Here is a 15,207-nt window from a genome sequence, read left to right as displayed (position 1 = left end):
TCGGCGGCAAGACACCAAAGGGATTTGCCGAGGCCCAGACCCAAACCATTCGATCACCGAATTAGTGAACTTGCACAGCAATGACGAGAGAGCGAAAAAAACAAGGCCCGCCGAAGCGGGCCTTAAAAAACTCAGTTTCTCGACTTAGACGCACACATCAGGCGGTCTTGTAGACCTTCGCGAAATTGTCCTGAGCGGACTTCGCACCGTTGGCGGCGAGCTTGCCGAGATAGTCAGTGGTCGCCTTGGCGCGCGAGACGAACACTTCGCTGCGGGCACGGAGCAGGCCGGACTGGATCTCGACGGCTTCGCTGATCGACTTGGCCGAAGCGAGCTTGTCGATGCCGGAGAAGAACGCCTCGGCGTCCTCATAGATCGCCTGCTGGATGTTGCGGCTGATCTTGCCGGCCTCGGAGACGGAATCGGTCACCGCATTCTCGATGGCGGCGGTCACCCGCTCGGAGCCAGCGAAAACCTCGGCAGCGCGGTCCTTGGCGGTGTTGGCAGTCTTCTTGACGAATTCGCGGGCAGCCTCGGGAACTTCCAGGTTCTGGATGTTCTTGAACGCGTCCTTGAAGCCCTCGAAAGCGGGGTTGGTTTCGGTCGTCATGGGGTCTCTCCATCCTCAATTGTCTGAGCTATGGGCTCACCCCGTCCGGATTGGCCCGGGGCACGGCTTATATGGCATAGTTAATTGTGCGATGCAACATCCATATTGCACTGCGATATCACGAAATCGTGAAAAGCCTTTGCGGAAGGCATTGTGATGCCTCCCTAGCCGCTTCGGGATCCGTTGGATCCAAACTGAGCCTGACTGCCGGGCTCTAGTGCTGGACAGCGCCTGGCAGTCCGTAGGCCTCCATCTGGGCCTGGACCTGCGCGATGTTGTGCCCGAGCACGACGATGTCGTGGGTCTTGCCGTCGATGTCCCGGACATGGTCGCGCAACAGCGCTTCGGCCTTGAAGCCGAGGCTCTCGAACAGGGCAATCGCTGCCTGCTGATCGACCGTCATCTGGACCGAGAGCTTTTCGAGGCCAGCACCGAGCGCGAGCGCAAAGGTCTCCTGCGACACCGCCCGTCCGACTCCCTTCCCGCGCACGTCTGATGACACCACCATCCGGATCTCGCCGACATGCGGCGACCAGGAATGCGGATCGCGCACCAGCGTGCCGCAGCCGACGACCGTGCCACCCCTGACCGCCAGCAGGCTCGTGATCGCACCACGTTCGATCTCCTTGACCCAGGCCGAGAGCACCTTCGGCTCGCTGATGTTGCGCGGCAGGAACAGGAGATCATGAGGCGGCAGCGCCTTGCCGAAAGCGAGCACGGCCGCTTCGTCCGCCGGCGACATCAGGCGGATCTCGACGTCGCCAGCATCCGTCTTGACGTGACGCGGATAGGAACGCGCTTCACTCATGTCGATCTCTTCCCCAGCCAGGAGTCCAGTTTCGGCCACAGCCGCCGAACCGCGTTGGCGCCGGCGACGAGCGAGACGTGGCCGCCCTTCAGCATCACCTCTTCCTTGTCCTCGGACCCGATCTTCGTGATCAGGTGCTTCGCGGCTTCATACGGCACGATGTGATCGTGCTCGGCCACCGCATGCAGGATCGGCACCTTGATGTCTTCGAGCTTTGCCGCTCGTCCCCCGACCGACATGGTGTCGTTGAAGAGCTTGTTGTCCCACATCAGGTCCTTGGTGATGGCGCGGAAATATTCGCCGGCGAGCGGCAGCGTATCGGTCGCCCAGCGGTCGAACATCCGGTAGGATTTCACGAACTCATCGTTCCAGATGTTCTCCCAGAGCTGGATCTGGCTCACGGTGCGCGAGGCCGGGCGCAGCATCTCGAAGGAGGAGAGTATCATCTCCGGCGGCACGTTGCCGATACTGTCGACGAGACGATCGACGTCGAAATAGCGGCGGTCGGAGAAATTTGAGAACAGCTTCATCTCGCGGAAATCGATGGGCGTGGTGAAGCAGATCAGATTTTTCATCGGCCCGTCGTTGACGATCGAGCCGTAGAGCAGCGAAAGCACGCCGCCGAAGCAATAGCCAATGATGGAGACGTCCTCCTCTCCGGAATCCTGCTGCACGCGGCGGATGCAATCGGGGATAAAGTCGAGAACGTAGTCCTCCATCGCCAGGCTCTTCTCTTCCGGCCGCGGCGCGGTCCAGTCGAGCATGTAAACGTCGTAGCCGCGCTTCAGGAGGAACTCGATGAAGCTTTGGCCCGGCACGAGATCGAGGATGTAGCCGCGGTTGGTGGTGGCCATCACGATCAGCACCGGCACGCGGTAGATCTCGTCCGACATCGGGCGGTAGTGATAGAGGCTCATCGTGCCGCGCGAATGCAGCACGTCCTTCGGCGTCGACCCGAGCTTGGGGCCGGAGGTCGAGAAATATTCGACGCCCTTGATGCTGCGCATGATGGCGCGCTGCACCTCGGACTGGATGCGCTCCGGGATCTCTGCGAAATCAAGTCCCGTCGGCGCATTCATTTCGGCTCTCCGGATGGGGGACGTTTGGTCCGCGGCGGCCTCGGCGCCGCGCTCATCTGCGATCCAACAGAGGCGCCTGACATCTGGCTGAGCATGGACTTGATCTCGCCGAGCTGACTTTCGATGGATTGCAGCCGTTCGGCAATTCCGGTCATCTGCTCACGGCTCGGCAGATTCATCGACAGAAGGTATTTCTCCATGAGGTCGCCGAACTGCTTCTGAGCACCCGCAGCAACGCCGCCGGCCCGGTTCATGGCCTGCGAGAATTCGGGCGTCTCCATCGCTTTGGTGGCGAACGAGTTGAAGCCTTTCTCCATCTCGCCAATCATCTTCTGCCACAAGGCGACCGGATCATTGATCTTGTCGGTCATCGGCGTCCTCCAGGTCGAGAGCTGTGTTGCCCTTCTTTTCGCGCCATACCACACCGTTGTGACGGGCGGGTCAACCCACGAGCGGCGGCCTGATGTCGCGCACGCGGCTTCTTTGCGGCGGCAAACCGTGCGATACAACGTTGGTCGCCAGCAAGGGGAACATGCCCGTGAATGCTTCCGCTCATCAGCCGCCGCAGACCGTCCGCGCCAACGGCATCGACATCTGCTACGAGATTTTCGGCAACGACAACGCCGAGCCTCTGCTGCTGATCATGGGCCTGGGTGCCCAGATGATCCACTGGGACGACGCATTCTGCGAACAGCTCGCCGCACGCGACTTTCGCGTGATCCGCTTCGACAATCGCGACATCGGCAAGTCCAGCCATCTTACCGGCGGCAAGCGGCTGACGCCGTTCGAGCTGTTGAAGCTGCGTTTCCTGAAGATTCCCGTGGCCGCCACCTACAAGCTGATCGACATGGCCAGGGATACGGTCGGCCTGATGGACGCGCTCGGGATCAAGTCGGCGCATCTCGTCGGCGCCTCGATGGGCGGCATGATCGCGCAGGAAATCACGCTGTCGTTTCCGCAGCGCGTGCGCTCGCTCACCTCGATCATGTCGACGACGGGAAATCCACGCGTACCGCCGCCGACCCGCGAGGCGGCTGCCATGCTGATGGCGCCGCCGCCGCGCAGCAAGGAGGAATTCATCGTGCGCTACGGCCAGACCTGGAAAGTGTTGCGCGCCGGCCATTTTCCGGAGGAAGAGGCGCTCGATCCCGGCCGCGCCGAACGAGTGTTCGCGCGCGGACTGAATCCGGCCGGCGTCGGGCGGCAGTTGCGCGCCGTGCTCGCCTCCGGCAGCCGCAAGGAGCGCTTGAACGGCATCAAGACGCCAACGCTCGTCATCCACGGTACCGTGGATCCGCTGGTGCACCCCGAAGGCGGCAAGGACACCGCGGCATCGATCCCCAACGCAACACTTCTGATGATCGACGGCATGGGCCACGCACTGCCGATGCGCTTCTGGCCGCAAATCATCGACGCCGTCGACAAGCACGCACACGGGGCGGCGGCGAAGGCGGCGTAGGACAGTGTGACCAGTCTCCTCCCGGTGACTATGTGAGCTACCGGATACTCTCTTACGGCAGGCCGGCGCGAAAGCTATACAGACGTTCTGCAATCGCGAGGGAAAGAGGCCACGGCCTCTCGGAGCTCACCATGCATCTCATCTTCCGGTCGGGCGCGATGATCGCCGCCTCAATCCTCCTGCTGTCCTTCGCGAGCGGCGGTGCGACTGCTGGCGACGCGAAAGAGGAAGCCAATCGCAGCAACGTGCTTGCCTTCTATGAGAAGGGCCTCAATCAGAAGGACGCCGACGCTGCGCTTGCCTATGTCGGCGATCGTTACGTTCAGCACAATCCAAACGCTCCCGACGGCCCGGAGGGTTTTCGCAAATTCATCGGCTTCCTGCGCGAAAAGTTCCCCAACTCGCACAGCGAGATCAAGCGCTCGTTCGTCGACGGCGACTACGTCATCCTGCACGTTCACGCTGTTCGCGAGCCCGGCACCAGGGGCAATGCGATCGTCGATATCTTCAAGCTGGAAAACAACAAGATCGTCGAGCACTGGGACGTCGTCCAGCCCATTCCCGACAATCCCGCGAACAACAACACGATGTTCTGACGCAGACGGCGTACGGCGGCGAATATGGCCTAGCTCTTCTTCGCAATCCAGATCACGTGGCGCGCGCCACCGCCTTTTCCGGTGGCGCGGACGTTGACCTCGTTGACCTCGAAGCCCGCAGCACGAAGATGGCGTGAAAACTTCGCATGTGGCCCGGATGACCAGACTGCAAGCACGCCGCCCCGCCGCAGCGCCGTGTGGGCGACTTTCAACCCGGTGACATCGTACAAGGCGTCATTGGCCTTGCGGGTGAGACCTTCCGGGCCATTGTCGACGTCAAGCAGGATCGCATCGAACCCGAGCGGATGTCCTTCGATCAACTGCCCAACATCTGCTTCGCGTATATCAACGCGAGGGTCGTTGAGACTGTCGCCAAAAATCTCGGCCATCGGACCTCGCGCCCATGCCACCACGGCAGGGACCAGCTCGGCCACCACGATCTGCGCCTTGCTTCCGAGCACGGCGAGCGCCGCACGCAGCGTAAAGCCCATACCCAATCCGCCGATGAGGACAACGGGTTTGGCGACCTTCTCGATCTGTTTGGCTGCAAGCGTCGCGAGTGCAGCCTCGGAGCCCGACAGGCGGCTGTTCATCAGCTCGTTGGTGCCGAGCATGATGGAGAACTCTTTGCCGCGACGCATCAGGCGCAGCTCGCCATCGGAGCCGGGTATCCCGGCGGTATCAAGTTTTTCCCAGGGAATCATCCGATGAGCTTTAGCACGATTTGCTTCGTAGCCCGGATGGAGCGAAGCGCAATCCGGGAGTGTTCCCTCCATGAAAGACCGACCCTGATTTCGCTTCGCTCCATCCGGGCTACAACAGCGCGGCTCGGCTATCCGCCCGCCCAGACGTCGAGCACGTAGCGGTTCTTTGTACCAAGCTCCTCGATCCAGCGCGCGCCGGCGGCAGCATCGCTGCCGCTCTTCTCACGATAGATCGCGAGCAGCGCCGCCTTCACGTCGGGCTCCATCTTGCCGCCATCGCCGCAGACATAGATGATCGCGCCCTGCTCGATCAGGCTCCATGCCCTGTCCTTCTGCGCAGCGAGCACGTGCTGCACATAGGTCTTCGGCCCCTCGGCACGCGAGAATGCAGTGAACAGCTCGGTGATGCCGCTCGCTGCAGCTGCCTTCAATTCGTCGGCATAAAGAAAATCCTGATCGGGGCGACGGCAGCCGAAGAACAGCATCGCCGGCCCCAGCTCAGCGCCCTTGGCTTTCCGCGCGGCGCGCTCCTGAAGAAAGCCGCGGAACGGCGCAAGACCCGTGCCCGGGCCGATCATGATGATCGGCACCGACGAATCATCCGGCAGGCGGAAGCCGGCCTTTGTCTCACGCACCGTGGCGTAGATCGTGTCGCCTGCGCGGCGATCGCTGAGATAGTTCGAGCAGATGCCCTTGTAGTTGCCACGACCTGAAGCAGCTGGGCCGCCGACCACACCGACGGTGACGCTGCATCGTGCCGGATCGACCGAGGGCGAAGACGAGATCGAGTAATAGCGCGGCGCCAGCAGCGAGAGCATTTCGAGATAGGCATGGAACGGCAGCTCGCAGGCCGGATATTCGATCAAGAGATCGAATACCGATTTGCGCCTGGCCAGGATCTCGGCACGGTAGCGCTCGCCAGCCTCCGTGTCGTCGCCGACGAAGGCAAGCAGCTTCGGCTTGGTCACCGGGCAGCGCGTGTGTTCCGACATGATCAGGATCTGCTTGCGCGTTGCAACCTGCTGGAGCTCGACGAAATCGGTCAGGAGCTGACCGACCGACACGCTCTCGCCAACCGGCAATTGCGCGCGGCGGCCTTCAGCCACCGCGAGCTTGATCTGGTCGGCCGGCAGGAAGCCGAAGCGGCGTGCCACGGCATCGACCAACGCCGGATCGTTGCGCGGGACCACGCTGAGATGGTCGCCGACGCGGTAACTTACGCCTTGCGGCAACTGCACCTCGATATGACGAGTCGAGCGCTCGGACGGGTTGGGCCCGCTCTTGCTCTGGAGCTCGTCGTTGGCCAGGACCTTCATCGCCGCTGTTCCGCCCAGCGCAGCGATCGCGTTGACCGCACCGGGTGCGACCGGCTCGACCTTGTAGAGCGGCTCGTCGTCGGCGCTGCGGCTGAAGTTTTGCGTCAGCCCCCACTCCTTCACGGCCGCGGGCGCGGCAGCGGCGAACCATGTCTCGAACTGGCCGTCGAGATCGCTCCGCGCATCGCCCTCGCCGCGCGCATAGAGGCTGCGTGCGCCATGGGCCGAAAGCTGCTCGTCGATGAAGCGCGGCACGGACTGATAGGTGGCGGCCCAGTCGCTGTTGCCGCAACCGAATACGGCGTAGCGCACTTTTGAAAGCGCGTCCTTCGGCATGTCGCCATGCAGCCATTTGACGAACTGCGTGGCGTTGTCCGGCGGCGCGCCATTGTAGGAGGCGCAGAAGATCAGCACACCACCTTCCACCGGCAGCTTGCCGGCATAATCATCGAGCGGCGCGAGCTTGCTGGCAAAGCCGTTGACCTCAGCAAGATCGGCAACGCGCATCGCCAGCTCTTCAGCCGTGCCGAGATTGGAGCCATAGAGCACCAGCAGCGGCGTATTATGTCCCGGGCGCGTGGTAGCGCGTGGTGCAGCCGCGCCTGCACTCGTGCTCAGCGTCGCGGGGCCGGAATAGGCGCCGCGTTCGCGATCGGCGCGCGGACGGACCTTGATCTTGAACCCTTCCGGCTTGATCGTCAGCGTTTCCTTGAGGTGCATCTGGTAGCGCTGATGGTCGATCAGCCTGAAGCGCTGGAGGATCATGCCGAGCGCAAGCGCGGCCTCGTGCATGGCAAAGCCTCGGCCGATGCAGGCGCGCTGGCCGTTACCGAACGGCTTCCAGGCATTGACGGGGCGCTTGGCTTCCGCCTCGCGGCTGAAGTTCCCGGGATCGAACGCATCCGGGTTGGGTCCCCAGATGCCGGGGTCGCGATGCAGCGCCGTCACCAGGATCGTGGTGAAGGTGCCCTTCTTCAGCCTGTACTTGCCGCCGCCGATGGTCTCGTCCTTTAGCGGCGAGATGCCGTAGGCCGGCGCCGGCGGCCACAGCCGCAGCGCCTCTTTCAAAACCTGTGTGATGTAGGTGAGCTGCGTCACCTGCTGGTAGGTCGGCTTGGCATTGACGTCGGGACCGAAGACGCGGTCGACCTCGTCATAGGCCTTCTTGAGAATGTCCGGGTGCTTGAGCAGCGCATAAATCGTGTAGGACAACAGACCGCTGGTGGTCTCGTGTCCCGCGATCAGGAACGTATTGATCTGGTAGCGGATGTTGACGTCGTCGAGCTGCTCGCCGGTCGTGCGATCGACGCCGGTCATCATGGCCGCGAGCATGTCCTTCTTGTCGTCCGAGCCTTCCGCGCTCTTGCGCCGCTCGACGATGATCTCGTCGACCATCTTGTTCATGAAGGCCACGTCTTCGGCGAGCGTCTTCCGCCGCTTCTGCATCCAGAGCTGCTCGAACGGCAGGCCTCGGGTCATCATGATGGTCTCGAGCGAGCGCACCAGTGACTCGACGAACGGATGGTAGTCGCGCCGGTAGAACGAGTTGAAGCGGTAGTCGAAGCCGCAGAGACCGATCGTATCCAGCGTCAGCGCGGTCATGTCGTGGACGACGTCGATCTCGTCGTCGGCGTTGAGCCGCTCCCATTTCTTGACGAGCTGCTCGGCGATATCGACCATGCTCGGGTGATAGGATTGCATGGCGCGATTACCGAAGGGCTGGAGCAGGATGTTGTGGGCCTTGCTCCAGTTCGGCTCGTTGGTATCGGCCGTGAACAGGCCGTCGCCGCCGACGGCGCGCACCCGTCGCAGCGCGCCGCGTACCACCTTGTCGAAGCGCTTCTCGTCGGAGAGCTCGTCGACGAGATCATGGCCGGAGACGATGACGATCGGCGACCCCATCATGTCGAGCCAGAAGATCGGGCCGAGCTCCTTGGCAAGACGCGTCAGATGCTGCACGGGCGCGGCCGAATCCAGCGACAGCATGTTGCCGACCACCGGCTTGGTCGGAGGACGCGGGATCGGGTCCAGACGGTTCTTGGATGACATTTAGCTACGCTTCCCCCAATTGCGTCATTCCGGGGCGATACGCAGCATCGAACCCGGAATCTCGAGGTTCCGGGTTCGGTCCTGCGGACCGCCCCGGAACGACAGCACAACTCACACCGATGACCGCGTCGTCACCCGAACCGCCTTCTACGCCATTCGATCAGCTTGGCGCTGACCTCTTCCGGCTTTTCCTGCTGCGTCCAATGGCCGCTGTCCCTGACGAGATACTTTTCGAGATCCGGCACCAGCCTCTCCATGCCATCGGCAGCCGAGGGCGGCAGCACCGCGTCGTTCTCGGCCATGATCATCAGAGACGGCACGCGCACGTGATGATCCAGGTCCTTGGAGTGCTGCCAGTTGCGGGTGAAGTTGCGGTACCAGTTGATGCCGCCGGTGAAGCCGGTTTTCGCAAAGGTGTCGACGAACACCTTCTTCTCCTCGGCCGACAGGATCGGCGTGCGCGGATCGAATTTTGCATCGTAGGCCGCAATCATCTGCGGAAACGCCAGGTTGGTCTTTGGCGACGCCCCGACGCCGGCAACCGGCGGCTCGGTCGGCTTCGCGTCCGGCCGTGGCAGCGGCTTGCGCATGAAGGCATCGAAGGTCTGCTCGACGCGGCTGCCAAAAATCCTGTCCGGCTCGCGCGCCGGGTCCTGGAACTGCACGATGTACATCTGGTCGCCGAACCGCTTGCGGAACAGCTCGATCGGATCGGCCGGCGCACGGTCCCAATGCGGCGTGTTCACGCCGACGACGCCGGCGACGCGCGAAGGGTGGCGCAGCGGCATCTGCCAGACGATGAAGCCGCCCCAGTCGTGTCCGACGAAGATCGCCTTGCCGATTTCGAGATGGTCGAGCAGACCGACGAGATCGCCGGTCAGATGTTCCATGTCGTAGTCCTCGACCGGCTCGGGCCGATCGGTCGCGCCATAGCCGCGCTGGTCCGGCGCGATCACGCGGATGCCGGCCTCGCTCAGCGCCTTGATCTGGTGACGCCAGGAGAAGGCGAGCTCCGGCCAACCATGGCACAGCACCATCGGCGGCTTGTCGCTCTTCGGGCCCGCCTCGTAATAGCCCATGCGAATTCCGTTCGTCTGCACGAACTTGAGCGGCGGCATTTCAATCATCACAGGATTCCTGGCAAACTTTCCTACTCGGCGGCGCCCTTGACGTCGGCCGCGGGCGGCGCGTAGGCCGCTTCCAGCGCGGCGAACTCCTCCGGCAGCATGTCGCACATCACCTGCACGTGCGGGATGATGTTGGCTCCGACGATGAAGCCGAAATCGAGCTGGTCGCGGTAGCTCTGCACGGTGATGTTGAGCGCCTGCCCGTGGGTGGAGATCGACACCGGATAGATGTGCAGCAGCTCGGCACCCGCGGCATAGAGCGTCTGCCGCGGCCCCGGCACGTTGGAGACGGTGATGTTGGCCGCCGGCGGCAGCACGTCCGACAGATTCGAGCGGCTGTAGAGCAGCGCCAGGATCTGCACCATCATCGGCGCGCCAAGCATCGAGATATTGGAGACCTGCGGCATCAGCGCGCGCAGCGGATGCGACATCTCCTTGGCCTTGGTCGACTGCGCGATGATCGCCTCCAGCCGTCCCTTGGGATCGTCGACATTGGTGGCGATCGAGCAGATCATGCCGAACACCTGGTTGTTGGCCTCGGTGTTGCCCTCCTCGCGGAGCGAGATCGGCACCGCCGCAGTGAGCGATTTCGCGGGCAGCGTGCCGTATTGCTGGAGATAGCGCCGCACCACGCCGGAGGCGAGCGCGAGCACCACGTCATTGAGCTTGCCGCCGGCCTGCTTGGCGAGCGCCTTGGCGCGCGACAGCGGAATCGAGACGCCAGCAAAGCTGCGCTCGGAGGAGATCGACTTGTTGAGCATGGTCGGCGGCGAGACCATGCTGGCAAGGCTCTCGCGCGAGTTCGGATCGGAGATCTTGCCGAGCACGTCGGAGACGCTCTTCAGCACGGTCGGAATGTTGCCGGCAAAGCGTACCGCGCTTTCGATCTGGTACATCGCATTGTCGAACAGGATCGAGCCGATGTCGCTCTTGCCCGTGCGCGGCAGTTGCAGGTTCTTGGCGGCTTGCGAGGCCTCGAGCGGCTGGGTGAAGAGCTGCTGGTAGGAATCGAGCAGATTGGCGGCGATGTCCCGCGGTTCCTGGCCTGGCTTCGCCCCGCCCACCGGCGGCTCGACCTGTCGCGGGATCGGCGAGACGTCGTAGATCATGTTGGTCAAGGCCGCGCCGGCACCGCCGTCGATCGCGGCATGGTGCATCTTGGAATAGAGACCGACCTCGTTGTCCTTCATGCCCTCGAACACGTAGAACTCCCAGAGCGGACGGGCGCGGTTCAGCAGCTTGGCATGCATCCAGCCGACGATGCGCTCGAGGGTGGCGCGGTCGCGCGGCGCCGGCAGGCTGGCGCGGAAGATGTGACGATCGATGTCGAACTGGTCGTCCTCGACCCAGGAGGGATGGTCGATATCGAGCGGCGCCTTTTCGAGGCGCGCTTTCAGGATCGGCGCGATGTGCAGCCGCGAGGCGATCATCGCCTTGAAGTCTTCGAAGAAGTCGCCCTTGTAGTCGTCAGGCAGGCGAAAGATCGCCATGCTACCGACATGCATCGGCATCTCCGGCGTTTCAAGATAGAGAAACGACGCGTCCAGCGACGACAGCTTCTTACCGTCACCCATAGTTTCCTCCCACACATTGGACTGGCGCCTTACCGGCGCTTCTTGTCAGGCCGATACTGTAGGGTCCGGCGGGGCATATGCAATGGCAAACGGGCCCGCCCGGTCGAATGGCCAGAACTCCCCTTCCGGTTGTGCCAGCCGATCGGCCACGGCCCAGAGCGCTGCGGGGTTGACCCCGAGCCCGATATGGCTCGCGAAATAGACCTCGATGTTCTCGGCACGCTCGCAGGGCCGGCACTGGCAGGTGCGCCAGTGCACGATGCCGTCGCTGCGCGAAAAGATCGAGCTGCTCGGCACCGGCAGGTCGCCGGCGATGGCCTCGCGCAGTTCGGAAAAGTCCTCGACCCGTTCGCCCGACAGCGCTTCATAGAGCCGCGTCGCATTGGTCGCCCGCACGTCATTGGCGAAGGGGCTGCCGAGCGTAATGACATAGCGGACCATATCGGGCGCCTGGAGCGCGAGGTCGCGGGCATAGACGCCGCCGAGGCTCCATCCGACGAGGCTGACCTTGCGCCCGGTCGCGGCATGAATTTCCGCCAGACGGGCACGCAGCGCGTCCCGAACCCGCGCCAGCCCGCCGAGATTGCGGCCCATCCGCCAGGCCTGGGCGTCATAGCCGAGTTCGTGCAGATAGCGGCGCATCGGCGCCATCGACAGGTCGCTGGCGAGAAAGCCGGGCAGCGCCAGCACCGGATGGCCGTCGCCCTTTGGCGCCTGCATCAGAAGCGGCGACAGCAACAGGCTGGCGTTGAATTCGAACAGGCCGCGCGCTTCGGCGAGCAGGAGCCCGAGGCCCGGCGGACGGAGCCGGGACGACAGCTCTGCTCCGTCCGGCTCAACCGGCATTATTTCTTCTTGTCGCTGCTGCGCGGCGCGCCGAGCCCGGCCATCGTCACGAACATGTTCTGAAACTGCTCGGCCAGCTTCGGATCGAAGGAGAACCAGCTCTGGATCAGCGATTCCGGCGAGACCTTTTCGATGTTGCTCAGCACCTGCTGCTGCAACTTGTCCATGACTGCCGTCTGCATCGGCCCCACGTCGGGTAACCCGAAGAACTGGCGGGCCTCGAGAGGAGTGCAGTCGATTTCGATGTTAACCTTCATGTCCCCTCCTGATCGGATTCGGGCGGCCTTGCCGCAGTATCACCGCGAGTTGTGGTACGACGCAAGCGACCTGATGCGGGCGCCACATGGCCGCTCCCGCAATCGGTCAATATGGTCAATCAAAAGTCGAATGTCGCGGGTGGGCGATCTGTCGGACTATCGGTCAGCATTGCTGCACAGCGGCGCAAGTTGGCGCGTTCCTTGCTGGAATGGCGCTTGCACGGTGCAAAAACTCTGGGCAACATGGATTCATAAGCCGGCCGAACAATCAAAAATCACGGCACGGCGGAGTGGAGAGGGTCAAGAATGTCGGTACGTCAGGGTCTTTTAGCGATGACGCTCGCCTCGGCGCTTGCGTTTACGGTCTCACCGGCCGTGAGTCAGACGCTGCGCTACGCCAACCAAGGCGAGCTCAAATCGCTCGATCCCTACACGCTCAATGAAAGCACCACCCATGCCCATCTCGGCCATGTCTATGAAGGCCTCGTCGAGCGGGACAAGGACCTCAAGATCATCCCGGCCCTGGCGGAAAGCTGGGAAATACCGGAGCCGACCCGCTGGCGCTTCCATCTGCGCAAGGGCGTGAAATTCCACAATGGCGATCCCTTCACCGCTGATGACGTGGTGTTCTCCGCCGACCGGGTGCGCGCCCAGGGTTCGAACCTGCAGAACCGTCTCCCCGCCGACGCCAAAGTCATCAAGGTCGACGACTACACCGTCGATTTCGTCCTCAGCTCGCCCAACCCCATCCTCCATGGGCAGTGGGACGTCTGGTACATCATGGACAAGAAATGGGCTGAGGCGAACAATGCGGTGGCACCGACGCCGGTCGCCGCCACGACCCCGAGCTACGCCTCGCTGCATGAGAATGGCACCGGCCCCTTCACGATCGAGAGCCATCAGCCCGGTGTGAAGACCGTGTTCAAGGCCAATCCGAACTACTGGAAGAAGCCCGAACACAATCTCAAGGAGATCATCTTTACACCAATCGCCTCGGACGCGACGCGCGTCGCGGCGTTGTTGTCGGGCGAGGTCGACGTCATCGAGCCGGTTCCGATCCAGGACATCCAGCGCGTCAATGCGAGCCCCAATGCGACGGTGCTGTCCGGGCCGGAACTGCGCACGATCTTCATCGGCATGGACGAGTCGCGGGACGAGCTCCTGTTCTCGAACATCAAGGGCAAGAACCCCTTCAAGGACGTCCGCGTCCGCGAAGCCTTCTACAAGGCCATCGACGTCGAGCTGATCAAGAATCGCGTCATGCGCGGGCTCTCGACGCCGTCCGCCCTCATGGTCGCACCGGAGCTCTACCCGCTGTCGAAGGAGTTCACGCGACCGAAATTCGATCTCGATGGCGCCAAGAAGCTCTTGACCGAGGCCGGCTATCCCGATGGCTTCGAGGTCACGATGGACTGCCCGAACGACCGCTACGTCAACGACGCCGCGATCTGTCAGGCCGTGGTCGGCATGCTAGCCCGTATCGGCGTCAAGGTGAGCCTGCTGGCGCAGCCCAAGGCGCAATATTTCGCCAAGGTCCTGAAGCCGGGCGGCTTCAAGACCTCGTTCTTCCTGCTGGGCTGGACGCCGGCCACGATGGACTCCCAGAACGTGCTGCACGACATCATGGGGTGTCGTGACGATCCGAAGGATCCCAACCGCGGCGAAGCCAATCTTGGCGGCTACTGCAACAAGCAGGTCGACGAGCTTACGGACAAGATCCTGGTCGAGCCCGATATGACCAAGCGCAATCTGCTGATCAAGCAGGCCTTCGAGATCGCCAACAAGGATTACGCCTATATCCCGCTGCATCAGCAGGCGCTGGCCTGGGGCGTATCGAAGAAGGTGAAACTGGTTCAGCGCGCGGACAACCAGGTCCTGCTCTACTGGGCCACCAAGCAGGAAGAGTAAGTATTGACGTGTTGTGAAGTCCCGGAAGCCTCGGCTTCCGGGACTTGCCGTTTAGAGTTGCGCAATGATGCGGGCCTCTGAAGAGACCTGAAAGGAACCGATGCTCGCTTTCACGCTTCGCCGGGCAATCCAGGCGATCGGCGTCATGATCGCCGTCGGGATCATTTCGTTTTCGATGTTCCGCTTCGCCGGCGATCCCGTGAACCAGATGGTCGGAATCGACACCTCCGGCGCCGAACGCGCCGCGATCCGCCAATCGCTCGGCCTCGACGATCCCGTCATCGTGCAGTTCGGCCGCTATGTCGCCAATGCGGCACAATTCAAATTCGGCATTTCCTACCAGTTCCGCCTTCCGGTCACGAACCTGTTGATGGAGCGGATGCCGGCGACGCTGGAGCTCGCGATCTGCGCCACCATCTTCGCGATGGTCGGCGGCATTCTGATGGGAGTCTATTCGGCGCTCCGCCGCGACAGCTTGCTGGCCCACGCATTCCAGGCAATCTCGCTGATCGGCATCTCGCTGCCGACCTTCCTGATTGGCATCCTGTTGATCTATCTGTTCTCGGTGACGCTCGGCTGGCTGCCCTCGTTCGGCCGCGGCGACGTCGTGCATATCGGCTGGTGGACGACGGGGCTGCTCACGCTCTCCGGATTGAAGGCGCTGATCATGCCGTCGATCACGCTCGGCCTTTTCCAGATGACGCTGATCATGCGCCTGGTTCGCGCCGAGATGCTGGAGGTGATGCGCACCGACTATATCCGCTTTGCTCGCGCCCGCGGCCTCACGACGCGCGCGATCCATTTCGGCCACGCGTTGCGCAATACGCTGGTTCCGGTGATCACCGTGGCGGGCCTGCAATTTGGCTCGGTAATT

General features: G+C 62.9%; 14 protein-coding genes. 4 read left to right on the top strand and 10 right to left on the bottom strand.

Annotation, left to right across the window (positions count from 1 at the left end; translation table 11 throughout):
* Positions 1–157: 157 nt before the first annotated feature.
* The 4 genes from SO156_RS44405 to SO156_RS44390 all read right to left on the bottom strand — a co-directional run bounded on the left by SO156_RS44405 (position 158) and on the right by SO156_RS44390 (position 2,868).
* On the bottom strand, positions 158–610 hold the full coding sequence (locus SO156_RS44405) for a phasin (protein ID WP_458144361.1): 453 nt from the start codon (positions 608–610) through the stop codon (positions 158–160).
* A gap of 214 nt (positions 611–824) precedes the next feature.
* The gene (locus SO156_RS44400; RefSeq protein ID WP_498539249.1) at positions 825–1,418 is read right to left on the bottom strand and encodes a GNAT family N-acetyltransferase; all 594 of its coding nucleotides are present in this window, start codon (positions 1,416–1,418) and stop codon (positions 825–827) included.
* Positions 1,415–2,497 (bottom strand): PHA/PHB synthase family protein, encoded by a 1,083-nt coding sequence (locus SO156_RS44395; protein ID WP_498539248.1) that lies wholly within the window; start codon positions 2,495–2,497, stop codon positions 1,415–1,417. The genes SO156_RS44400 and SO156_RS44395 overlap by 4 nt, the downstream gene beginning before the upstream one ends.
* Positions 2,494–2,868 (bottom strand): hypothetical protein, encoded by a 375-nt coding sequence (locus SO156_RS44390; protein WP_498539247.1) that lies wholly within the window; start codon positions 2,866–2,868, stop codon positions 2,494–2,496. Before SO156_RS44390 ends, SO156_RS44395 begins: the two co-directional genes overlap by 4 nt.
* A 167-nt stretch (positions 2,869–3,035) precedes the next feature.
* On the opposite strand from SO156_RS44390, the gene SO156_RS44385 reads away from it, so the two are divergent.
* Positions 3,036–3,956, top strand: a complete 921-nt coding sequence (locus SO156_RS44385; RefSeq protein ID WP_498539246.1) for an alpha/beta fold hydrolase — start codon at positions 3,036–3,038, stop codon at positions 3,954–3,956.
* A gap of 131 nt (positions 3,957–4,087) precedes the next feature.
* Entirely contained in the window at positions 4,088–4,552 is a 465-nt protein-coding gene (locus SO156_RS44380) for a nuclear transport factor 2 family protein (RefSeq protein WP_498539245.1), read from the top strand.
* A gap of 29 nt (positions 4,553–4,581) precedes the next feature.
* Here SO156_RS44380 and SO156_RS44375 read toward each other — a convergent pair whose 3' ends face one another.
* The 6 genes from SO156_RS44375 to SO156_RS44350 form a co-directional block, all read right to left on the bottom strand.
* Positions 4,582–5,256: a spermidine synthase family protein gene (locus tag SO156_RS44375; protein WP_458144366.1), complete on the bottom strand. Its 675-nt coding sequence runs from the start codon at positions 5,254–5,256 to the stop codon at positions 4,582–4,584.
* Positions 5,257–5,384: 128 nt separating this feature from the next.
* Positions 5,385–8,621: a bifunctional cytochrome P450/NADPH--P450 reductase gene (locus SO156_RS44370; protein ID WP_498539244.1), complete on the bottom strand. Its 3,237-nt coding sequence runs from the start codon at positions 8,619–8,621 to the stop codon at positions 5,385–5,387.
* 131 nt (positions 8,622–8,752) lie between these two features.
* On the bottom strand, positions 8,753–9,748 hold the full coding sequence (locus SO156_RS44365) for an alpha/beta fold hydrolase (protein WP_498539243.1): 996 nt from the start codon (positions 9,746–9,748) through the stop codon (positions 8,753–8,755).
* Positions 9,749–9,771: 23 nt separating this feature from the next.
* Entirely contained in the window at positions 9,772–11,322 is a 1,551-nt protein-coding gene (locus SO156_RS44360) for a WS/DGAT/MGAT family O-acyltransferase (RefSeq protein ID WP_498539242.1), read from the bottom strand.
* 45 nt (positions 11,323–11,367) lie between these two features.
* The gene (locus SO156_RS44355; protein ID WP_458144370.1) at positions 11,368–12,168 is read right to left on the bottom strand and encodes an esterase/lipase family protein; all 801 of its coding nucleotides are present in this window, start codon (positions 12,166–12,168) and stop codon (positions 11,368–11,370) included.
* Positions 12,168–12,425: a DUF6489 family protein gene (locus tag SO156_RS44350; protein WP_458144371.1), complete on the bottom strand. Its 258-nt coding sequence runs from the start codon at positions 12,423–12,425 to the stop codon at positions 12,168–12,170. Before SO156_RS44350 ends, SO156_RS44355 begins: the two co-directional genes overlap by 1 nt.
* Before the next feature lie 306 nt (positions 12,426–12,731).
* On the opposite strand from SO156_RS44350, the gene SO156_RS44345 reads away from it, so the two are divergent.
* Complete coding sequence (locus SO156_RS44345; RefSeq protein ID WP_498539241.1) at positions 12,732–14,333, top strand: ABC transporter substrate-binding protein; 1,602 nt, start codon at positions 12,732–12,734, stop codon at positions 14,331–14,333.
* 100 nt (positions 14,334–14,433) lie between these two features.
* Positions 14,434–15,207 (top strand): ABC transporter permease (locus tag SO156_RS44340; RefSeq protein ID WP_498539240.1); only part of this gene is annotated, 774 nt, incomplete at its 3' end.

The sequence above is a fragment of the Bradyrhizobium sp. UFLA05-125 genome (assembly GCF_059803515.1).
The sequence above is the reverse complement of the archived record's forward strand: the minus strand, read 5'-3'. Positions and strand labels throughout refer to the sequence as shown.